This window comes from Pseudotabrizicola sp., from assembly GCF_030656345.1.
GTDB lineage: Bacteria > Pseudomonadota > Alphaproteobacteria > Rhodobacterales > Rhodobacteraceae > Pseudotabrizicola.
In genome coordinates, this window is record NZ_JAUSNR010000019.1 from 240,608 (window position 1) to 261,015 (window position 20,408).

Here is a 20,408-nt window from a genome sequence, read left to right on the forward strand (position 1 = left end):
ACGGGGGTGTGAAACCCCCGGTGCGCCATCTCCCCCCGGCGCAGCGGATGCCATGACATGATACCGACTCCCACACCCGCCGAAAAAATCCGCTGCGATGCCTGCCCGGTGATGTGCTTCATCGCCCCGGGCCAGACCGGGGCCTGCGACCGCTATGCCAATGTCGAGGGCCGCATCCTGCGCACCGATCCGGTGGTGCTGCTGTCGCGCACCGTCGAGTCGGGCGGTCGCATCGTGCCATTCGCCACGCGCGACTGGGACGGCGAGCCGTTTCCGGTGGATACCTTCGTCACCGGCATCGGGTCGGGCACCACCTATCCTGACTACAAGCCCGCGCCCTTCATCGTATCCTCCACCGTCGCAGGGGCCGATATGGTCACTGTGGTGACAGAGGCGATCTTTTCCTATTGCGGCGTCAAGGTGAAGATCGACACCGACCGCCATCTGGGTGCCGAAGGCGCCATCGTCCGCGCGCAAGGCGAGCCGGTGGGGCATGTCACCACAACCGAATACGGCAGCCAGATGCTCAGCCTTGGCGGCGTGCATCATCTGACCGGGGGCAGCAAGGCCGAAGGTCGTGTGACCTGCGCCGCGCTGCTGGCGCTGTGCAACGGCGCTGCGGTGGATCTGACCATCGATGGCGGTTCTGCCGTAACGGTGCAGGCGGGCAAGCCGCCCATCGTCGATGGCACACCGGAACGGCGGATGCGGGTTGGCTGCGGGTCGGCGACCATCGGGATGTTTGCCAGCCAATGGGCCGGGCTGGTGGATGAGGTGGTGGTGGTCGATGACCACATCACCGGCGTGGTCAGCGAACATCAGGCGGGCAAGGTGCTGGGCTGGCAGCCCACGGGCATCCGGATCAAAGGGCACCGGTCGACCCCGGGCCGCTATTTCCGGGTGTCAGAACCGGGTCTGGGTTGGGGTGGCACGCAACTGACCGACCCGCTGGAGATTCTTGCCCCGTGGGAGGCGCGGCGCGGGGCAAGGCCGGGGCTGACGCTGCTGATGGTCTCCACCACCGGCGAAGAGTTCGGGTATTACGTGCTGGATCAGGCTCTGATCCCGCATAAACAGCCCCTGCCAGAGGCTCTGCGCGCGACGGTGGGCCTGATTGACGAAAACTGTGAGCCTTCGCTTTGCACCGTGCTGTTCATGGGCGGTGCCGGTGGCTCCCTGCGCGCCGGGGTCACGCAAAACCCGGTGCGGCTGACCCGGTCGGTGCAGGCGGGTCAGACCCGGCTGACCAGTGGCGGGGCGGAGTGCTATGTCTGGCCGGGGGGCGGCATCACCTTCATGGTGGATGTCACACGCCTCCCCGCCGGGGCCTTTGGCTATGTGCCCACCCCGGCGCTGGTTGCCCCCCTGGAATTCACTCTGCCCCGTGGTGCCTATCTGGCGATGGGCGGACATGAAAGCGCGATCCGAAATCTTGATGAGGCCCGGGCAGCAGGCGGCGAGTACCAGACGCAGGCGCATCTGCAGGCCCGGCCATGACCGGCGCAATGGTTGCCCGCCTGCCGGACGGACGGCTGCACCTGCAGCACGGGCCGATCGACATCATCGCGCAGGCTTGGGGAGACCGGGAGGCGGTGGCCGAAGGGGAGAGGCGCGCAACGGCAAAATTCGGCTCTGTATTGGCGGAATTGGCCCCGGAACTGCCAATTTTGCGGCAAGAGGGCGGGCAGCCTTCCGGCAGCATCGGTCAGGCGATGGCGCAGGCCACAGCCCCCTATGCCCCCCGCTTCATCACGCCGATGGCGGCAGTGGCCGGGGCGGTGGCCGACGCGATACTTGCCGCACTGGCGATGCCCGGCGTGACGCGCGCCTATGTCAACAACGGCGGCGACATTGCGCTGCATCTGATGCCGGGGCACAGCCTGAGCTGTGCGATTGCCGCGCGGCCCGGTTTTGCTGATCGCGTCACCGTTCGGGCCGAAGATGCGGTGCGCGGCATTGCCACCTCGGGCTGGCGCGGGCGCAGCTGGTCTTTGGGGATTGCCGATTCCGTGACCGTGCTGGGCCGGACGGCGGCCATGGCCGATGCGGCAGCCACAATGATCGCCAATGCGGTCGACCTGCCCGGCCATCCGGGTATCAGCCGCCGCCCGGCAGAGGCGTTGCACGCCGACAGCGATCTGGGGTTGCGGCAGGTGACGGTCGGGGTCGCAGGGCTGACCGCAACTGACATCACCCGCGCGCTTGCTGCCGGGATCACTGCGGCGCGGATGTTCCGCACGCGCGGGCTTATTGAAGCTGCCGCGCTTTTCCTGCACCCTGAGATGCGCACACTTGGCCCGATTGCCCTGAAGGAGCCTGCACTTGTCTGACTTTGCCATCCGCAAGATTACTGTCCAGATTGAAGACATCCTGCACGAGGGCGGCCCCATCGCCGAAACACCCGCCCAGCGCGGGGCAATCTATGCCATCTGCGCCAACCCCTTTGCCGGGCGCTATCAGGAAGACCTGATCCCGGCGATGGAGGCGCTGAAACCGCTGGCGCTGCTGCTGACCGACCGGCTGGTCGCGGCCATGGGCGGGCGCGATGGCATTGACGCCTATGGCAAGGGTGCCATTGTGGGGGAGAACGGCGAGAGTGAACATGGCGCAATCTGGCATGTGGCGGGTGGCTACGGGATGCGCGAACGCCTTGGCGAATGCCGGGCGATTGTGCCTTCGACGATGAAGGTAGGCCACATGGGCAGCACGCTGGATATTCCGCTGGGCCATCTGAACGCCGCCTATGTGCGGTCGCGTTTCGATGTGATCACCGTGGCCTGCGAAGACGGCCCGCGTGCGGGTGAGGTACTGTTTGCACTGGCCATGGCGCGCGGCGGGCGGGTGCATTCGCGCATGGGCGGGCTGGAACTGCATCAGGTCAAGGGCGAGGATGGGTTGAGATGAGGGCGCTTGCGGGGGCCCTCACGCTCCTGCCCGGCGCGGCGTTTGCCTGCGCCTTGCCGCCCTCGGTCATCCTGACGCTGCCGACCGGGCATTACATTGCCGGGGCGGCGGTGACCGTGGCCGTGACAGCCATCATGGGTGCGATGGCGCAGCGCCTGCCAAGGCTGGAGGCGGTGCCGGTGCTGGAACGGCGCGTGCTTGTGCCGGTTTCGGTGTCGTCCTACCTGTCATTCCTGTGCTTTGTTGGCCTCATCCTCATCGGCATCTTCGGTGCCCGCGACCCGATGCACAACCTGATGACGCTGGTGTTCTGGACCGGGGTCTGGATCGCGGTGCCGCTGGGGTCGATGCTGCTGGGCAATCTGTGGCGCCCCATCAATCCGTGGAGCGCGCCTGTGCGCATTGCCCGCACATTGCTGGGCCGGACCGGATCTGTCGGGCTGTCGCGGCTGGGGCACTGGCCTGCGGTGGTGTTTTATGCCGGGTTCGTCTGGTTTCAGCTGGTGTCGATGTCGCCCGATGATCCGCTGGTGCTGGCCAAGACGGCGCTGACCTATTGGCTGGTGATCTTTGCGCTTGCCGTCGCCGAGGGGGAGGACTGGTTGCAGCAGGGTGAGTTTCTGACCGTGCTGATGGGCTATCTGGCCAAAGTCGCCCCTTTCTGGCTGGACATTGAGGGCACCCGAGCCCGGCTGATGCGCGGCTGGCCGGGGGCGCAGGTGGTGCGGATGGCCCCGCTGTCCACCTCTGCCATGGCGTTCATCACGCTGGCGCTGTCGGCGCTGACCTTTGACGGGCTGATGGAGACCTTCTGGTGGCATTCCGTCATTGGCGAGAACCCGCTGGAACCGACGGGGCGTTCGGCGGTGATGGGGGTCAACACGCTGGGGCTGCTCTCGGTCTGGGCGGTCACCATTGCCGCGCTTTGGGCGGTGATCCGGCTGGGCCGGGCAATTGGCGGCGCGCGTTTTGCCACCGGGCCGGTGATGCTGTCGTTTCTGGCCATCGCAGCGGGCTATCACGCGGCGCATTATCTGGTGACCCTGCTGACCGCCGGGCAATACACGCTGGCCGCGCTGAACGACCCGTGGTTTCGCGGTGATGCTTATCTGGGCCTGCCGCCGTTTTATGTCTCATTCGGCTTTCTGACCGATCAGACGATCATGCCCATGATTTACGCCGCGCAGTTTGCCGCCATCCTGGGCGCGCATCTGCTGGCGGTGCTGCTGTCGCTGCGGCTGGTGGGCAATATGCGGGCGATGGCGCATTTTCCGATGACGGTGCTGATGGTCGGATATACCGTGCTGGGGCTGTGGTTGCTGTCCACCGCGCGGACAGGCTGAGAAAATCGTGGACAAATGCGGCGTCCCGGCAAAAGGTTGAACCCAGAGGCCCCCGCAGAGGTGCCCCGCAACAGTGGAGATGTTTGACATGACACAAAAACTTATCGGGGTGGCACCATCGCGGCGCTCTGTGCTGAAGGGCGCGGGGGCCGGGCTGCTGGCAGCTGGCTTTGCCGCACCCGTCTGGGCACAGGCAGCACCCGTCAAGCTGGGGTTCCAGCTGCACCGCACCGGCATCGGCGCCGCCTATGGCCGCTGGTATGAACGCACGGCGCAGGCCGCGCTGAAGGTGGTGAATGACGCTGGCGGCATCAACGGCCGCCCGGTCGAGATTGTGTTTGAAGATGATGGCACCGACCCGAAACGCGGGGCCGAGGTGGTGGAAAAGCTGACCCGTCAGCACAATTGCGACCTGATCTTCGGGCCACTGTTTTCCCATGTCGTCATCGGATCGGCCCCCCGCGCAGGCGAGCTGAAGGTGCCTTACCTCGTTTGTTCCGAAGGCTTCCATGTGGCGGGCGGCATGCTGAACCGCTGGACCATGCAGCCCGGGATCACCGACGTGCGGGCGCAGGTCAGCTCTATGGCACCGTGGGTTCTGGCGAACCTTGGCAAAAAGGTCACCATGGTGTTCCCCGACTATGCCTTCGGTCACGACCACCGCGATTTCTTTACCGCTGCGGTAGAGGCCGGGGGTGGCGAAGTGATCGCCAAAATCGCCGTGCCGCCAACCGAGACCAGCTTTACCCGCTATCTGCCGCAGATCCCGCGCGAGACCGAGGTGCTGTATCACGTCATGGTCGGCCCGGCGGTTCTGACCTTTGTGAAAGAGCTGGGCGAGTTCTATGGCACCGGGGCCAAGCCGCAGATCTTTGGCTTCATCGACTCGCTGGAGGCGGTCGACATCGCCTCACCGGGGCTGGAGTTTCTGGAGGGTACCCATTTCTGGGAAGGTCATTGCCGGACGCAGCAGGCCGATGCATCAGAACATGAGGTGGCATATCGCGCCGCCGTGGGCGTCGATACCAATGGTGCCTCGGTCTCAGACGCCAAGGACGTGTCGACCTATGCGCATATGTTTTCCGTCTGGGAGACGCTGCACATCATCAAGGCCGGGATGGAGGCATCGGGCTATCAAAGCACCGCCGACCGGCAGAAGTTTGTCGAGGCGGTCGAGGCGATGACCGATATGCCGGAAAGCCTGGCGCATGTGCAGGGCGACAAGGTGTTCAACGGCAAGACCCATCAGGTGTTCGGCCATCAGTTCATCAGCAAGGTCGAAGGCGGCAAGCTGGTGAAGGTGCACACCACCAGCATCGAAGACAGCATGTACCCAGACGCGGTTGACTACACCACGCAGAGCTTCTGAGTGCGACCATTGCCTGACATGCCAGGACTGAATGCGCAGCCCGCCCCCTCCAAAGGGGGCGCGCCGGTTTGAGCTTCGGTCCGTTCCTTCTACTGGCCGTGCTGGAGGGCACCGTGATGGCGGCGGTGCTGGCGCTGACCGCCGTGGGTCTGTCGCTGGTGTTCGGCGTGATGCGCGTGGTCAATGTGGCGCATGGCGAGTTTTACATGCTGGGCGCGGTTCTGGCGTGGTTTGTAACCTATTACCTGCCGTTTCCGCCCGCGATTGCCTGGCTGGCGGCGCTGATCATTGCGCCCTTGATCGTGGCGGTGATTGCGGCGCTGACCGATACGCTGGTGCTGAAACGGCTGAACTACGACCCCGAGGCCACGATCGTGGCCACGATCGGGCTGCTGTACATGCTGCAGCAGACAGCGCTGACGTTCTACGGCCCCGATGCCCGCCCGGTGGTCGCGCCGTTCCAGTGGCGAATCCAGCTGCCGTGGTTCGGCTATTCCGGCTACAAGATGTTTGTGGTGCTGGCGGCGGTGGTCATTCTGGTGGCGGTCTGGCTGTTCATGACCCGCACCCGGGCCGGGCTGGTGATGCGCGCCACGCAGGTGGACCGGGAAACTGCGCAGGCCTTTGGCATCAACGTGGACAGGGTCTATGCCGGCACTTTCGCGCTCGGCGGGGCGCTTGCGGCGGCGGCGGCTGTGCTGATCGTGCCGATCCAGCAAGCGCATTACCTGATGGGGCATGATCCGCTGCTGCTGTCGTTCATCGTGGTGATCATCGGCGGGCTAGGGTCCATCCGGGGGACGCTGGTGGCGGCGCTGGTGATCGGGTTGTCAGACGGGATCATCAGCATGTTCTTTTCGCCCACACTTGCCAAGATCATCGCCACACTATTGGTCGCACTGGTGCTTGTATTCCGCCCGCAGGGCCTGTTCGGAGCGAAGGAATGACCGGGGGGGCAAAGGCATGGACCTTGCATCTGCTGGTACTGCTGGCAGTCTTCGCAGCGCAATTCGTGCTGCCCTCCTATCACGAAACCAATCTGGCGCGGATCATGGTGCTGGCGGTGTTCGCCATGGGTTACAACATTGCCTTTGGCTACACCGGGCTTTTGTCCCTCGGCCATGCGCTGTTCTTTGCTGCCGGGATGTATGGCATGGGGCTGCCGGTCTGGCATCTGGAATGGCTGTCGATGCCTGCGCTGATTGCGGGGCTGCTGGCAGGCGGGGCGTTGGCCGGTGCGGTCGGGCTGCTGGCGCTGCGCACGGCAGGGGTCAGTTTCATGATCGTCACGTTGATGTTTGCGCAGGCCGGGTATCTGGCCCTGCTGTATCTGAACACATGGACCGGCGGGGACGAAGGCTTTGTGGTGGCGCGCACAGGCCGGGTGCTGTTCGGCTTTGATCTGAGCACCGACACGCCCCGGTTTACGGCGGCCTTTGTGCTGTTCGCGGCGGCGTTGCTGGCCTGCCTGTGGCTGGTGCGGTCACCCTTTGGCCGGGTGATGGTGGCGATGCGCGAAAATGAGGAACGCAGCCGGATGCTGGGCTTTGATCCGTTCCGGGTCAAACTGATCGCGCTGGTGCTGTCGGGGCTTTACGCCGGGGCGGCAGGGGCGGCTTACGGGATGCTGTTCGGCTATGTCGGGGCCACATTTGCCACCATTCAGTATTCCATCCTGCCGATGCTTTATGTGCTTCTGGGCGGCGCGGGCACGGTTCTGGGGCCGTTTCTGGGGGCGCTGCTGATGTTCTATCTGATCGACATCACCAGCAATTACACCGACGCCTATCTGTTTGTTGTCGGCGCAGCTTTGGTTGGGCTGGTTCTGTTCGCACCCAAGGGCATTCTGGGCACCTTGCGCGAAAGGGTGTGGCGATGGTTGCCGTGATCAAGGCCACGGGGCTGACCCGGCACTTCGGCGGATTGCGCGCGGTGGATGGCGTGGATTTCACGCTGGAACAAGGCGAGATTCACGGGCTGATCGGGCCGAACGGCGCAGGCAAGACCACCTTTGTCAGCCTGCTGTCGGGACGGATTCCGGTGCAATCCGGCGCGATCACCCTGAACGGCGAAGACATCACACGCCTGCCGGCGCATCTGCGGGTGCGCAAGGGCGTGGCCTATACGTTCCAGATCACCTCGGTCTATCCGCGCCTGTCGGTGTTCGACAATGTGGCACTGGCAGCCCAAAGCCAGGGGACGGCGGATGTGGCGGCAGAGGTGGCGCAGGCGCTTTCACGGGTCGGGATGACCGGGCTGGACCAGTCCTTGGCGGGCACGCTGTCTTATGGCCATCAGCGGCTGCTGGAGGTGGCGATGGGGCTGGCCCTGCGCCCGCTGGTGCTGATCTTGGATGAACCGACCCAAGGCTTGGCATCGGGTGAGATTGACGGGTTCAAGGCGCTGATCCGGTCCCTTGTGCCGCAGACCACCATTCTGCTGATCGAGCATAACATGGATGTGGTGATGGATCTTGCCGACCGGATCACAGTGCTGAACTTCGGTCAGGTGCTGGCCGTGGGCACGCCGAACGCTATCCGTGCCAACACGGCGGTGCAGGATGCCTATCTGGGGGGCGATCATGCTGCGGGTTGAAGGCATCACCGCTGGCTATGGCCCGGTCACCATTCTGCGTGAGTTGTCTTTTCACGCACAGGCCGGGCAGGTGACCTGCATCATGGGGCGCAACGGCGCGGGAAAATCGACCCTGCTAAAGGCGATCATGGGTCTGGTTCCGGTGCAATCGGGGCAGATCACGCTGAATGGTGTGCCGGTCCACCGCCTGCCCGCGCATAAGGTGCCCGGCCACGGCATCGCCTATGTGCCGCAGGGGCGGCGGTTGTTCGGGCCGCTGACCGTGGCCGAGAATATCGAGGTTGGCCTGCTGACCCGCAACAAGGGGCCAAAAACGCGCGACTTCGTGCTGGGCCTGTTTCCGCGCCTGCGCGAACGGCTGGATCAGGTGGCCAGCACGCTTTCGGGGGGCGAACAGCAGATGCTGGCCATCGCGCGGGCGCTGTGTCTGGAACCGTCGGTCCTGCTGCTGGACGAACCCAGCGAAGGCTTGCAGCCTTCGATGATCGCGCTGATCCGTGATACCGTGTTGCGCTTGCGCGATACGGGGCTGGCGACTGTGCTGGTGGAACAACGGGTGGATACCGTGCTGCGCATGGCGGACCGGGTGGCCTTTATGGCGCATGGCAGGGTGGAAGCCGATGTCGCGCGTGAGGGCCTGACAGCGGAATCGACCCTGTTCCGGCAGTTTGTGGGGGTATGATGGCGGGTCTGGTCGCGGGCATTGACGTTGGCGGCACCTTCACCGATCTGGTGATCGTTGATCCTGCAACCGGGGCGGTCCGGCTGGCCAAGGTGCCCACAACGCTGCCCAATCAGGCCCCCGGTGTTCTGAGCGCGCTGGAGGAGGCGGGGGCGGATCTGGCCGATATCGACCTGATCGTGCATGGCACCACCACCACCACAAATGCCGTGCTGGAACGCACCTTGGCCAAGACCGGGTTGATCACCACGATGGGGTTCCGCGATGTGCTGGAACTGGGGCGGCGCACCCGGCCGCATGCCTATGGCATGCACGGGCAGTTCGTGCCGATCATCGCGCGCGATCTGCGGTTCGAAGTGCCGGAGCGGATGGATGCGCGGGGGGACATCCTGACGCCGCTGGACGAAGCCGCCGTGCGCAGAGCGGCTCTGCGCCTGCGGGATGTGGGCTGTGAAAGCGTGGTGATCCATTTCCTGCACGCCTATGCCAACCCGGCGCATGAACGCCGCGCGGCGCAGATCGTGGCCGAGATCTGGCCGAACGATCACATCACCATGGGCCATGCCCTGCTGTCGGAAAGCCGCGAGTATGAGCGGGGGGTGACGGCGGCGGTCAACGCCAGCGTGCAGCCGCTGCTGGAGCGCTATGTCAGCCGTCTGGCCGATCAGCTGGCGGCGCGGGGGTATGCGCATGATCTGCTGGTGATGAACGGCAATGGCGGCATGGTTTCGGCGCGGTCGGTGTCGAAAGAGGCGGTGAAAACCGTGATGTCCGGCCCGGCATCGGGCGTGATGGCGGCGGTGGCCACCGGGCGGCGGGCGGGGATGACCAACCTTTTGACCTATGATATGGGCGGCACTTCTACCGATGTGGCAATGATCCGCGACGGCCGCGCCCCGGTCTCGAACGAGATCGAGGTGGAATATGCCATGCCGATCCATGTGCCGATGGTCGATGTGCGCACGGTGGGCGCCGGTGGCGGGTCTATCGCGCGACTGGATGCCGCCGGAATGCTGCGGGTGGGGCCGGAAAGCGCCGGGTCCAGTCCCGGTCCGGTGTGCTATGGCCGGGGCGGCACACGGGTGACGATTTCCGACGCCAACCTGCTGCTGGGCCGCCTGCCCGCCGCGCGCTTCGGGCAAGCGGCAGAGGCGGCACGGGCGGCGATGGCGGATCAGATCGCCACGCCTTTGGGTCTGTCGGTTGAGGAAGCTGCCGAGGCGGTGGTGCGGATTGCCAACATCCATATGGCCGGGGCGATCCGGATGGTGTCCATCTCGATGGGGGCCGATCCGCGGGATTTCGCGCTGTTCGCCTTTGGTGGGGCCGGGCCGCTGCATGCGGTGGCGCTGGCGCGCGAACTGGCGGTGCCGCAGGTGCTGATCCCGGCGCGGCCGGGGATTACAAATGCGCTGGGCTGCGTGGTGGCCGATCTGCGGCAAGATTTTGTGCGCACGCTGAACCGGCCACTCGACAGCGTTGAAATCGACACTGTGCAAAGGATTCTGGCCGAGCAAGACGCCGAAGGGCGGCGTCTGATCGGGGCAGAGAAAATCCGCCTTGCCTCGGTGCGCACCGAGTTTTCGGCGGATATGCAATTTGTCGGCCAGACACATCTGCTGCGTGTGGCCTTGCCCGACGGCACACCGTCGCGTGACGATCTGCAACGGCTGTTTGAAGCCGCCTATCACCAACGCTTCCGCGTCACCTTGCCGACGATCCGGGCCAATCTGGTCAACCTGAACGTCTCTGTCATCGGTGAGCGGCCAGAAATGGATCTGTCGGCCCTGATCGACCGGGCGGGTCGCAAGGCCGAAGCTGCACCCAAAGAGTCGCGCAAAGTATGGTTCGGCAGCTGGGTGGACACCCCGGTGTACTGGCGCGACCACCTGCCGCTGGATCTGCACCTGACCGGCCCGGCGATCATTGAACAGATGGATACGACAATCGTGATAGACCCGGGCTGCCACGTCACCTCGGACCCTGATGGCAACCTTATCGTGCAGGTGCCCCATGCCTGATCCCGTCACCCTCGCCGTTATTCAGGCCGGTCTGCAGCAGGTCTGCGACGAGATGGACCTGACCTTCAGCCGCGCCGCCTTTTCGCCGGTGATTGCGGAAGCCGACGACAGGTCAGACGGGATTTACAGCGCGACAGATGGCAGCCTGATCGCCCAGGGCTCCAAAGGGCTGCCGGTGTTTGTGGGCGTGATGCAGTTTTCCACCCGGACGATTGTGGAACGCATCCGCAGCGGCCTGACCGCAGCACCGGAACCGGGCGACATCTACATGGTGAACGACCCCTATCTGGGCGGCACCCATCTGATGGATGTGCGCTTTGCCATGCCGGTCTGGCGCGATGGCGCAATTTATTGCTGGCTGTCCAATACCGGGCACTGGCCCGATACCGGCGGTATGGTCCCCGGCGGGTTCAGCGCCAGCGCAATCAGCGCCGAGCAGGAGGGGCTGCGCATTCCCCCGGTGAAACTGTTCAAAAAGGGCGCGTTAGACACGGAAATCTGGCAGATCATCTGCTCCAACATCCGGGTGTCGGATCAACGCATCGGCGATGTGCAGGCGCAGGCCAGTGCCCTGCTGATCGGGGCGGAACGGTTGGCAGTGCTGCTCGACCGTTACGGTGATGCCGCGGTAACGGAGGCAATCGCCGAAATGCGGGTCCGCGCGGCACAGCAGATGCGGGCGATGATCGGGCTGATTGCCGATGGCAGCTACAGCGCGACGGCAATCGTCGATTCCGATGGGGTGGTGAATGAACCGCTGAAAATCGCCGTTACAGTGTCTAAAAACGCCGACGGGCTGACCTTTGATTTCTCGCAAAGCTCGCCCCCCTGCATGGGGCCGATGAATTCCGTCCGGGCGACCACGCTGTCTTCGGTCTATCTGGCGATGCGCCATATTTTCCCCGATGTGCCGATCAGTGCGGGCGCGTTCGAGCCGCTGACCGTTACCGGCATCGAAGGCACCTTCCTTGATGCCCAATACCCGCGCCCGGTGTCGGGCTGCGCAGCAGAGGTCAGCCAGCGCATTGCCGAGGCTGTCTTTGCAGCACTTGTTCAGGCGATTCCGGACCGGGTGACGGCAGCCCCTGCCGGAACCAGCGGGAATTTTGGGCTGGGCGGCCATGATCCTGACTCTGGGCAGGACTATGTGATGTACCAGATTTCCGGCGGCGGTTATGGCGGCAACGCGGGTCACGACGGGCTGTCGAACGGCTGTTCGACCATCGGCATCTCGAAAGCCCCGCCGGTGGAGATCATGGAGCAGAAGTTCCCGGTGCTGTACCGCCACTACGCCCTGCACGAAGGCAGCGGCGGGGCGGGCACCCATCGCGGCGGCTTCGGTCTGGATTACGAGATTGAGCTGTTGCGCGGTCAGGCCCGGGCGAGCTTTGTGATGGACCATGGCCGCACCGGGCCTTTGGGCGCGCAAGGCGGGCAGGATGGCGGGGTGAACCGGGTTGAGGTGATGCGCGGGGGTGAGACATTTGTGCCGCCACACCTGTCGAAAGCGCAGGATATTGTGCTGGCCCCCGGCGACAGGGTGCGCGTGCGCACCCCCGGCGGCGGCGGCTTTGGCGACCCGCTGCTGCGTGACCCGGCCTTGATCGCGGAAGATATCCAGCTGGGCCGCTATACAGCGGCGCAGGCCCACGCACTGTGGAACTGGCCGGGTTAGAGCCGCTTTTGCCCGCCCTGCCAGACGGCGCTGACCTGATAGGCATCGGTCAGATGCACCAGATCGGCCCGCGCGCCCGCCTTCAGATGGCCCAGATCATCGCGCCCGATCAGTTGCGCCGGAATGCTGCTGGCCATCGCAAGCGCCCGCTCAACCGGCACGCCGACCGTGTTGACCATCACCGCAATGGCCTGCGGCAGGGTCAGATCCGCCCCGGCCAGCGTGCCATCTTCCAGCGTCAGCCGCCCGTCACGGCGGATGATCGTCCGGCCCCCCAGAGTGAACGTCTGCTGCTCGCTGCCCGCAGCGGCCATGCAGTCTGACACCAGAAAAAGCCCCTTCGGCCGCGCTGCAACAGCGATGCGCAGCGCCGCCGGTGCCACGTGAATTGCATCAGCAATCACGCCTGCCGCGATATCATGCGTCAGCACCGCGCCCACCAGCCCCGGTTCACGGTGGCCAAGCGGGCCCATCGCGTTGAACAAATGCGTGGCGCAGCGCGCACCCGCCGCGATGGCGGCCTCGGCTTGCGCAAACGTACACTCTGTGTGGCCCAGACTGACGATCACCCCGGCAGCGGCCAGTGCCGTGATCTGATCCGCGCGCACCGCGGACGGGGCCAGCGTGACCATCAGCGCCGGCAGGCGCCGGGCCGCGTCGATCAGCACCGCCAGATCCTCCTCCCCCATGGGCCGGATCAGCGCCGGATCATGCGCGCCTTTGCGGCGCACATCCAGATGCGGCCCTTCCAGATGCAGGCCCAGAAAGCCGGGCGTACTGATGCTGGCAACCGCGGCCGCAATCACCCGGGCGGTGGCCTGCGGCGTGGAGGTGATCAGGGTCGGCAACAGCCCGGTGGTGCCCAGCTTCGCATGGGTTTCGCAGATCACGCGCAGCGTGCCGGCATCGGTCTGGTCATCGACCATCAGCCCGTTGCCGCCATTGACCTGCAGATCGATCAGCCCGGGGGCCAGTATCCCGCCCGTCAGCCTGATCACCGCCGCACCCTGTGGCACGGTGGCGGACAGGCCGGTCACCATCTGCCCGTCGGTCAGCAGCACGGCATCGCGGTGCAGCGCCGTGCCATCAAACACCGTTGCGCCGATGAATGCTGTGGTCATCAGACGGTTTCCGTCACCTTGCGCAGATGCGGCGGCGTGTCGGGGTCAAAGCCACGTCGCCGCGCCAGACCTTCGACAAAACTGTAAAAGGCGGTTGCCAGCACAAGGGGCGCGACCAGCGGGTGCAGGTCCGGCACCGATGGCAGCAGCGTGGCACCCTGCGACGGCTGCCCGGTCAAAAACACATCGGCCCCCTGACGCGCCAGACGTTCCGCCGTGGTCACCACATGGGGCAAGGCTGCATCCTGCACGCCAAGCGCCAGAACCGGAAACTGGGCCTGCACAATCGCGGCGGGGCCATGCAGCACTTCGGCCGCGGAATAGGATTCCGCGTGCAGGCCGCAGGTTTCCTTGAGCTTCAGGGCGCATTCATTCGCGATGGCAAAGGCAGGCCCGCGCCCCAGCACATAGACCGAATTCGCCCGCGCAAGCCGGGCCGCCAAGGGCGACCAGTCAAGCGCAAGCGCTTTTTCCAGCGCGTGGGGCAGCGTGTCCAGCGCCCGCAGCAAAGCCGCATCCTGCTGCCATTCGGCCAGCAGCGACAGGCCCGCCAGAACCGAGGTGACAAAGGTCTTGGTCGCCGCAACGCTGTGTTCGACCCCGGCCTGCAGATCAAGGCAATGGTTCGCCGCAAGACCCATCGGGCTGTTCGCCGAATTGGTGATCGCAACCGACAAGGCCCCGCCGGTCCGGGCGGCCTGCATCATCTCAACGATATCCGGGCTTTGGCCGGATTGCGAAATGCCGATGCAGACCGCGCCTTTCAGCCGCAACGGGCGACCGTAGACCGATGCGACGGATGGCCCGACCGAGGCCACCGGCACCCCCGCCAGCAGCTCGACCGCGTATTTCAGATAGGTCGCCGCATGGTCGGACGACCCCCGCGCAACCGTGATCAGCAGGCCCGGATCAAGGCTGCGCATCGCCGCCGCCGCATCGCGGACGGCTGGCCCGGTCTGGTCAAGAAACCGTGCGGCAGCCGCAGGAATTTCGGCAACTTCGCGGGCCATCTTGCTCTGCGTCATGGTCTGTTCCTTTCGTCATTCCGCCGTCCGGCACCGCCATGTTGGCATCCGCTGGCCTGCTCGTTGCACAAGATCCCCGAGAGCTTGCCAAAGCGCAATCCACCATCGTCCCGCACCCCAGACAGCCCCGCGCGTTTAAGTCTTGCAGGAACAGCAGCGACCGTTTAAGGGACGTGTCGCGTAGCCCCAATAGCTCAGCTGGTAGAGCACATCATTCGTAATGATGGGGTCGGCGGTTCGAGTCCGTCTTGGGGCACCACCCGGCTATAAAGATCGTTATTTGTCAAGTTCTTGTCGCCTTCTGTTTCCCTTTTCGGGGCTACCTGTATCCAAATTTGCACCCGGTTCGTTCTCGGCCACGCCCATGACAGCGCCCTTGCGGTCAAATTCGCGCTGATAGTGCTGCGCCAATTTCAGCGATTGATGGCCAGTCCAGGCGGCGCTTTGACTGGAGGTGCCGCCTCCCTCGATGATCGACGCCGCACGGGTTTTTCGCAGCCCATGGGCAGTGGCGTCGATTCCTGCCTCGGTGCAGGCCTTCAACATCATCGTGACGGCACCCTTGGCAGACCGTGGCCTGCCGCCCTGCGCCGGCACAAAGCACAGGTGGCCTGCAAAGCCCGCTATTGCGGCCAGCATGGCCTGTCGATCAGCTTCCCGCGCATACGATGGCAGGGCGCAGCTCCACGGCACATAGGCGCGGTCGCTGGTCTTTTGTTGGCTGAAGATAAGGACCCCGTCGCCATCGACCATTTGCGGGCCCAGCAGCACAGCGTCGCTGATTCGTGCGCCGGTCCAGTGCAGCAGCTCCATCATCGCGCGCGGACTTGACCCGATAGGCCAGCGGGTGCGGAATTTGGCAATGTCTTCGTCTGTCCAGCGCCGGTGCCCGATCTTACCCTTGGCCTTCACCGCCTTGGGCATGCGCACTTTCAGCGCCGGGTTCTCGAGAATCAGCCCGCGCTCCTTGCACCAGGTGCCCCATGCGCGCCACGCCTTCAGGCGGTCGCCCGGGCTGGGGGCCTCGGCCACATCCTTGGTGATATGCGGGTCACGGATGGCGCGGGCGCTGACGTGGCCCTTTGCGGCGCAGATCGCGTCGAACTGACGGGCCACCTTAGCGCGGTAGACGGGCGTCCAGCTGGCAAACATGGCACTTCCGCGCATGGCGCTCCAGGTGCTGGCCAATGTGCCTTGCTTTGGCTTTTCAGCAGGCTTGCCGTCGCGCGCCGCCTCGGCCCACGCGGCGATGAAGTCAGGGTGATCGTGGGGCAAGTCAGGCAGGGCCACCAGCTTGCTCTTGCCGCCCTTGCGGGTGCGATAGAATGCGCGGCCGTCGCGCGGCTGCACCCATAGCCCCTTCATCCTGATAACCCGAACGCTTTGTCGCATTCATCCGTCTCCCTTTCGGCCGAACCAAGCGGCAAGGGTGATAGATCCGGGGAGATTCGGTAAGTCGTGCCATCGGGGGCCTGAATGGTCACAGCGACACCCGCCTTAACCGCCACCTGGGCGGCGCGATGCAGCTCTGCGGCGGTGACACGGCGCGTCATCCCTGCAGCCTCTCGGATAGGGGCCTTTGGCACGCTTGGCGCAGCTCATCGACGTGCCATCTTTCGATATGCGAGTCCAGCCAGTGCCCTCGAGGCAGAATGCCGCCTTGGATCAGGCGGTCAAATTCGTGAAAGGTCAGCTCCAGCAGCTTTGCAGCGGTGCTGCGCGTGACCATGAAAGGCTGCAAATCTGCCATCGCACATCCTCGAAGAAATAAGCGTCCGGTCATTGCGACGGTGCCGCAACGCTGTTCCGGCAGGAACGGGGTCAGGGGACCGGAAGGGCGGCTCAAATCGCCCTTCCGGCCTCTTGTGGGTTGGCTGCCTCTGGCAAGAGCGCCAACCTACGGCGGGTGTTTTAAGCCACCGCCCGCTGGGCCATAGGGGACAAAGAGCGCGAACCCCTATTCCGTCGCTGGGGCTTATGCCCCGGCGTTCTTGAAGCCGCCCCGGAAGTCGATTGCTCCGCAGCCAAAATCCAGCTCGACAGACCACGCCATGCCCTGTTGGCCGAACGGCTCATCCATGCGCATCCGGGGGCCTTCCTCGCCCTCGAGGAAGCCGTAGACAAAGCAGGGGGCCGCGCTGGGGTCGGCAAAAACATACCAGGCATTGCCGGTGATCTTCGCCGTGACCACTACTTGCAGCTTGCCCGCAAAGGGATTGACCTTGCCCGATTCGTTGGCGGTGATATCGGCCACAAGCTGCAGGGCCTCGAGCTCCTTATCCGGCCCGACCAGCAGGATTGCAGGCGTCAGCTCGAGGTCTTCGCCATCAAGCGATTTGCGCTTGCGCAGTGGAGCCCATGCCGCCCCCAGAGACGTCAGTGACAGCGCTGCTGCCGTGCCGGCCTTGCTCAGATCCGTGGTATTGAAAACCTGACGGCCGGTCTGCAACAGGGTAGGGCCATCGCCCCCCGCCCCGGACAGCATCATCTCGTAAAAGATCTTGTCCTCGAATGCCGCAACCGCACGGCCCCGTTCGGACAAGATACGGTCAACCACGCCCAGATCGTCATCAATCAACATCTGGCGGGAAAGGCGGAACTGCTTGGCATAGGCCAGAAGCAAGAGCGATTCCTTGCTCTCCGAAATCGTTCCAGCCTTGATCTCGCCTGTTTCAGATACCCGCTCGAGCATCGGAAAATCACCAACACCCACAACCGAATGGGGGCGGAAGTCGCGGAATGGTCGCTCATCGGCAATCAAGCGGTAGCTCGAGGGGGCTGCGTCATAAGAATTGCGCAGCGACTTGTTCAACGCGTTTTCAAAAACCGCCGGGAAGTCGGAAGTGCTGTGCGACCCCAAGCCCATTTCAATCACGCGCTGCCGATCGCCCGCGGTGCGCAGGCTCCCGCGGTGCCCGATATGGGTCGCCACCATTTCGGGAAAGCTCATGCCCATGTATTGCTGCGCCGGCCCGCTGACTTGCTTTGCGCCGGTCATGCGTGCGACCAGTGCGCTGGTCATCCCGATCCGCATCGTGGTGCCCTGATCCTGCCCGCCAAACCGGTTCCACGGCGTATTGTTCCGGATATGACGCGTCAAGGGCTGCTCTTGTGCCTCGCGAGCAACGACCACTTCCACGGCCTTTTGCAGCGCGGCATTCAGCAAAAGCCCCTTCGCTTTTGCCTGTGCAGGGGTGTCCTCTTGCTCATCATCTTCCGGGTCTTGCTCACCGAATAGCTGCGTTGCGATTTCCAGCACGATGTCAGCAAGGTCATCGGCTTTGCCGGTAGCATCGACCAGATCCTTGATCCGCTGAAACAAGGTCGCCTGCGTGCCAGGGTGCACTCCTTCCACCATCAGGGGGAAGAATGCCGTCAGCATTTCCGCGTTTGCGGCCTTGTTCCCCTTACCCCGGATAGACGCCAGCACCTTCGCCTGCAGCTGCGCAGACGGGGCCTTCCGGCCATTGTGATCCAACATGTCGAAACTCCTGTCTGTTTCATCAGGCGAAGCGGTCGCCCAACCGTTATTGCGCGCCAGCGCCACCAAGCGCTGGGGGGCATTGTGCAAGAGGCTCAGATCAAAGGCGGACGGCTCTGCGGCTTGTTCGTCATCAAGGTCATCACAGAAGCCTGCGGCCAGTGCTGCCGCGCCGTCGAAGTAGGTTTCGGCCCGCATGATCTCGCGCGCGGCCTCGAACGTGATTCCGGCCCGCTTGGCGTAGATCACGGCATAGGCATTGGCACAGAGGGCAAGACTATCCGCTGTGCGACGGTGTTCATCCTCAGTGCCGCGCCCCTCGACGTAATCCGTTGCCGGGTCATGGATCATCAGAATCGAGCCATCAAGCATCGTGATCCGGTCGCCTGCCATAGCAATCAGGCTTGCCGCCGATGCAGCTAATCCGTCGATGATAACGTGTTTTTCGCCGTTATGGCTGCGCAACAGATTGTAGATTGTCTGACCGTATGTTGCGAAACCACCTCCCGAATTGATCCGAACGGTTATCGGCCCCGGCATGCCCGCCAAGTTATCCCGCACGGTCGAAGGCGTGAAAAATTCCTCGCCGAAACAGGACTCCCCGACCGAACCATAGAGGTAGAGAGTGTTCATCACCGCTCCCCGCGTCCAATGCTGACATTGTAGGCGGCCCGCGTTTCGATTTGCGGAATGTCAGCGGCTTCAGGTAGCCCCATTTCATGGGCACGGGCAGCAACGAGGCGCGCGGCAGCCGAAGCGTTTGCAGCGATAACGCGCATGAGACGGGATTTGTCGCCATACTCTTTCGCAGTCGCTTCAGCGTCGACCGCAAGTTCGATCATTGTCCCAGCGACAAAGAAAGTATGAAACGCGTCGTTGCCTTCGCCAAGGTCGGGATCATGGATCAGCGCCGCCCCAACCCAGAGATCAGCAGCACCCGGGTTTTGGTTGAGGGGATGGACCATCAGCTTATCGGTGCCACTCGCGACAATCTCGGAGGCCTGATCCATGGACACACCGCCCTGTGTCATCAGGTCGAGGAAAAGCCGCAGGTCATAGGCATTTTCCAAAGTGTAGTTCGCGGGTGGCACAGGGGCGGGAAATGGGAGCTTGTCGCGAAAGACATAGTGATCGAACCTGCGAGGATCGACATCGACACAGAACGCTATCGCGGCTCGCTTCATTTTCAATTCTCCTTTTACAACGTTTGGTATATTGCATGGCGCGACCCTGGTGCACTGTCAAGAATTTTTACAATATGGATTGTAAGATTACGCCAGCTCCCGCGCTGCATCCAACGCCGCCTCAAGCGCACTGGCCTTTGCCAACGTGGCTTCTATAACGGAAACAACGGGTTGCCCCTTCGGGCCGATCAGGCAGACCATTTTGTCAAGCGCCTGCGCCAGCCCGACCAGGACCACCGCTTCCCGGTAGCACTCGTTCAGCTCGTCGTCCAAAACCCGGGGGCTGTTCATATCCCAACTCGCCTCGCCGCGCGTCAGGTTCATGCAGGCGGTGTCGAAGTCTTGCGGCACCACCGTGAAATTTACGCTCAGCACGATGAACAGCTCGGCAAGATCAACCGCCGTAATCTGGGGGCGCTTTTCAATCTCGGCCTCAAGCCGGTCAAATTCCTTGCACAGCCGTTTATACTCGGCTGAGTCCTCGTCTTGCACAGCGTTGAGCTGCGAATGGCAAAGCTGCCACTCCCGAAACAAGCGTGATGGTCCCGAAGGATGTGGCGCAGGCGAATGGGCCCTTGGCAAACCTGCGTCACTCACTGTTGCGCGGCGGGGGCCTTTAGTTGGCTTGCGAGCGCCCAAAGCAGCATCGTTCACCGAGTCGGTGTTATGGATCTTGTTCATTAGATGATACCTTAATCAGACATGGCTACGCCGTTCCCCGGCGCGGGGTTATTCCGATTTGGCTGGTCTTTTTAGGTTTAGGCTTTGGCGGTTTGGGGCAGGGCGCGCCGGTCGATTTCGGCTAGGATGATCCGCACCACTTCGCTGTTCATCGAAGCGCCGGTCTTGGCGGTTTCAGCCTCGAGCCATGCTTTGACGTTCGTGGGCAAGCGCAATTGGAGGGGCTTTCGATCGGTCATTCTATCACCTATGTGGCACCGTGCCCGCCATGTGTGGCACCGTGCCTGCATTTCGTCAAGCGCGAAGTTGTGGCACCGTGCCTCAAAA

At 63.9% G+C, this 20,408-nt stretch carries 19 protein-coding genes and 1 tRNA gene; 12 read left to right on the forward strand and 8 right to left on the reverse strand.

Going from position 1 to position 20,408, the window contains the following annotated elements; translation table 11 throughout:
- The first annotated feature begins 57 nt into the window (after positions 1-57).
- The 11 genes from Q7J44_RS11470 to Q7J44_RS11520 all read left to right on the forward strand — a co-directional run bounded on the left by Q7J44_RS11470 (position 58) and on the right by Q7J44_RS11520 (position 12,589).
- Positions 58-1,497: a 6-hydroxynicotinate reductase gene (locus tag Q7J44_RS11470; protein WP_304879962.1), complete on the forward strand. Its 1,440-nt coding sequence runs from the start codon at positions 58-60 to the stop codon at positions 1,495-1,497.
- The gene (locus Q7J44_RS11475; protein ID WP_304879964.1) at positions 1,494-2,330 is read left to right on the forward strand and encodes a UPF0280 family protein; all 837 of its coding nucleotides are present in this window, start codon (positions 1,494-1,496) and stop codon (positions 2,328-2,330) included. Before Q7J44_RS11470 ends, Q7J44_RS11475 begins: the two co-directional genes overlap by 4 nt.
- Entirely contained in the window at positions 2,323-2,904 is a 582-nt protein-coding gene (locus tag Q7J44_RS11480) for an amino acid synthesis family protein (protein WP_304879965.1), read from the forward strand. The genes Q7J44_RS11475 and Q7J44_RS11480 overlap by 8 nt, the downstream gene beginning before the upstream one ends.
- Positions 2,901-4,247, forward strand: coding sequence for a hypothetical protein (locus Q7J44_RS11485; RefSeq protein ID WP_304879967.1), 1,347 nt, complete (start codon positions 2,901-2,903; stop codon positions 4,245-4,247). The genes Q7J44_RS11480 and Q7J44_RS11485 overlap by 4 nt, the downstream gene beginning before the upstream one ends.
- Before the next feature lie 88 nt (positions 4,248-4,335).
- Positions 4,336-5,616 (forward strand): ABC transporter substrate-binding protein, encoded by a 1,281-nt coding sequence (locus Q7J44_RS11490; protein ID WP_304879969.1) that lies wholly within the window; start codon positions 4,336-4,338, stop codon positions 5,614-5,616.
- Between the two features lie 68 nt (positions 5,617-5,684).
- A complete protein-coding gene (locus Q7J44_RS11495; protein ID WP_304879971.1) occupies positions 5,685-6,563 on the forward strand; it encodes a branched-chain amino acid ABC transporter permease in 879 nt (292 codons plus the stop codon).
- A complete protein-coding gene (locus tag Q7J44_RS11500; RefSeq protein ID WP_304879973.1) occupies positions 6,560-7,504 on the forward strand; it encodes a branched-chain amino acid ABC transporter permease in 945 nt (314 codons plus the stop codon). Before Q7J44_RS11495 ends, Q7J44_RS11500 begins: the two co-directional genes overlap by 4 nt.
- Positions 7,492-8,211 (forward strand): ABC transporter ATP-binding protein, encoded by a 720-nt coding sequence (locus Q7J44_RS11505; protein WP_304879975.1) that lies wholly within the window; start codon positions 7,492-7,494, stop codon positions 8,209-8,211. The genes Q7J44_RS11500 and Q7J44_RS11505 overlap by 13 nt, the downstream gene beginning before the upstream one ends.
- Positions 8,198-8,893, forward strand: coding sequence for an ABC transporter ATP-binding protein (locus tag Q7J44_RS11510; protein WP_304879977.1), 696 nt, complete (start codon positions 8,198-8,200; stop codon positions 8,891-8,893). Before Q7J44_RS11505 ends, Q7J44_RS11510 begins: the two co-directional genes overlap by 14 nt.
- Positions 8,893-10,914 (forward strand): hydantoinase/oxoprolinase family protein, encoded by a 2,022-nt coding sequence (locus Q7J44_RS11515; RefSeq protein ID WP_370693000.1) that lies wholly within the window; start codon positions 8,893-8,895, stop codon positions 10,912-10,914. The genes Q7J44_RS11510 and Q7J44_RS11515 overlap by 1 nt, the downstream gene beginning before the upstream one ends.
- Positions 10,907-12,589, forward strand: coding sequence for a hydantoinase B/oxoprolinase family protein (locus tag Q7J44_RS11520; protein WP_304879981.1), 1,683 nt, complete (start codon positions 10,907-10,909; stop codon positions 12,587-12,589). The genes Q7J44_RS11515 and Q7J44_RS11520 overlap by 8 nt, the downstream gene beginning before the upstream one ends.
- Here Q7J44_RS11520 and nagA read toward each other — a convergent pair.
- Together nagA and Q7J44_RS11530 are read right to left on the reverse strand one after the other, a co-directional pair.
- Positions 12,586-13,710, reverse strand: coding sequence for an N-acetylglucosamine-6-phosphate deacetylase (nagA, locus tag Q7J44_RS11525; RefSeq protein WP_304879982.1), 1,125 nt, complete (start codon positions 13,708-13,710; stop codon positions 12,586-12,588). The two genes, Q7J44_RS11520 and nagA, sit on opposite strands and share 4 nt — an antisense overlap.
- Positions 13,710-14,735 (reverse strand): SIS domain-containing protein, encoded by a 1,026-nt coding sequence (locus Q7J44_RS11530; protein WP_304879984.1) that lies wholly within the window; start codon positions 14,733-14,735, stop codon positions 13,710-13,712. Before Q7J44_RS11530 ends, nagA begins: the two co-directional genes overlap by 1 nt.
- A gap of 183 nt (positions 14,736-14,918) precedes the next feature.
- Here Q7J44_RS11530 and Q7J44_RS11535 point away from each other — a divergent pair.
- A tRNA-Thr gene (locus tag Q7J44_RS11535) sits at positions 14,919-14,994 on the forward strand.
- A 17-nt stretch (positions 14,995-15,011) separates the two neighbouring features.
- Here the strand turns inward: Q7J44_RS11535 and Q7J44_RS11540 are convergent.
- The 6 genes from Q7J44_RS11540 to Q7J44_RS11565 all read right to left on the reverse strand — a co-directional run bounded on the left by Q7J44_RS11540 (position 15,012) and on the right by Q7J44_RS11565 (position 20,320).
- Positions 15,012-16,127, reverse strand: coding sequence for a tyrosine-type recombinase/integrase (locus tag Q7J44_RS11540; protein ID WP_304879986.1), 1,116 nt, complete (start codon positions 16,125-16,127; stop codon positions 15,012-15,014).
- Between the two features lie 157 nt (positions 16,128-16,284).
- The gene (locus Q7J44_RS11545; RefSeq protein WP_304879988.1) at positions 16,285-16,485 is read right to left on the reverse strand and encodes a hypothetical protein; all 201 of its coding nucleotides are present in this window, start codon (positions 16,483-16,485) and stop codon (positions 16,285-16,287) included.
- Positions 16,486-16,710: 225 nt separating this feature from the next.
- Complete coding sequence (locus Q7J44_RS11550; RefSeq protein ID WP_304879991.1) at positions 16,711-18,849, reverse strand: head maturation protease, ClpP-related; 2,139 nt, start codon at positions 18,847-18,849, stop codon at positions 16,711-16,713.
- The gene (locus tag Q7J44_RS11555; protein ID WP_304879993.1) at positions 18,849-19,400 is read right to left on the reverse strand and encodes a hypothetical protein; all 552 of its coding nucleotides are present in this window, start codon (positions 19,398-19,400) and stop codon (positions 18,849-18,851) included. The genes Q7J44_RS11550 and Q7J44_RS11555 overlap by 1 nt, the downstream gene beginning before the upstream one ends.
- 87 nt (positions 19,401-19,487) lie before the next feature.
- A complete protein-coding gene (locus Q7J44_RS11560) occupies positions 19,488-20,081 on the reverse strand; it encodes a hypothetical protein (protein WP_304879995.1) in 594 nt (197 codons plus the stop codon).
- Between the two features lie 77 nt (positions 20,082-20,158).
- Positions 20,159-20,320, reverse strand: coding sequence for a DNA-binding protein (locus tag Q7J44_RS11565; RefSeq protein WP_304879996.1), 162 nt, complete (start codon positions 20,318-20,320; stop codon positions 20,159-20,161).
- Positions 20,321-20,408: the final 88 nt, after the last annotated feature.

Coding starts and splice junctions, on each gene's coding strand:
- Q7J44_RS11510 (WP_304879977.1), top strand. CDS start 8,198: ATGCTGCGGGTTGAAGGCATCACCGCTGGCTATGGCCCGGTCACCATT.
- Q7J44_RS11515 (WP_370693000.1), top strand. CDS start 8,893: ATGGCGGGTCTGGTCGCGGGCATTGACGTTGGCGGCACCTTCACCGAT.
- Q7J44_RS11470 (WP_304879962.1), top strand. CDS start 58: ATGATACCGACTCCCACACCCGCCGAAAAAATCCGCTGCGATGCCTGC.
- Q7J44_RS11530 (WP_304879984.1), bottom strand. CDS start 14,735: ATGACGCAGAGCAAGATGGCCCGCGAAGTTGCCGAAATTCCTGCGGCT.
- Q7J44_RS11490 (WP_304879969.1), top strand. CDS start 4,336: ATGACACAAAAACTTATCGGGGTGGCACCATCGCGGCGCTCTGTGCTG.
- nagA (WP_304879982.1), bottom strand. CDS start 13,710: ATGACCACAGCATTCATCGGCGCAACGGTGTTTGATGGCACGGCGCTG.
- Q7J44_RS11545 (WP_304879988.1), bottom strand. CDS start 16,485: ATGGCAGATTTGCAGCCTTTCATGGTCACGCGCAGCACCGCTGCAAAG.
- Q7J44_RS11565 (WP_304879996.1), bottom strand. CDS start 20,320: ATGACCGATCGAAAGCCCCTCCAATTGCGCTTGCCCACGAACGTCAAA.
- Q7J44_RS11485 (WP_304879967.1), top strand. CDS start 2,901: ATGAGGGCGCTTGCGGGGGCCCTCACGCTCCTGCCCGGCGCGGCGTTT.
- Q7J44_RS11500 (WP_304879973.1), top strand. CDS start 6,560: ATGACCGGGGGGGCAAAGGCATGGACCTTGCATCTGCTGGTACTGCTG.
- Q7J44_RS11550 (WP_304879991.1), bottom strand. CDS start 18,849: ATGAACACTCTCTACCTCTATGGTTCGGTCGGGGAGTCCTGTTTCGGC.
- Q7J44_RS11520 (WP_304879981.1), top strand. CDS start 10,907: ATGCCTGATCCCGTCACCCTCGCCGTTATTCAGGCCGGTCTGCAGCAG.
- Q7J44_RS11505 (WP_304879975.1), top strand. CDS start 7,492: ATGGTTGCCGTGATCAAGGCCACGGGGCTGACCCGGCACTTCGGCGGA.
- Q7J44_RS11560 (WP_304879995.1), bottom strand. CDS start 20,081: ATGAACAAGATCCATAACACCGACTCGGTGAACGATGCTGCTTTGGGC.
- Q7J44_RS11475 (WP_304879964.1), top strand. CDS start 1,494: ATGACCGGCGCAATGGTTGCCCGCCTGCCGGACGGACGGCTGCACCTG.
- Q7J44_RS11555 (WP_304879993.1), bottom strand. CDS start 19,400: ATGAAGCGAGCCGCGATAGCGTTCTGTGTCGATGTCGATCCTCGCAGG.
- Q7J44_RS11540 (WP_304879986.1), bottom strand. CDS start 16,127: ATGCGACAAAGCGTTCGGGTTATCAGGATGAAGGGGCTATGGGTGCAG.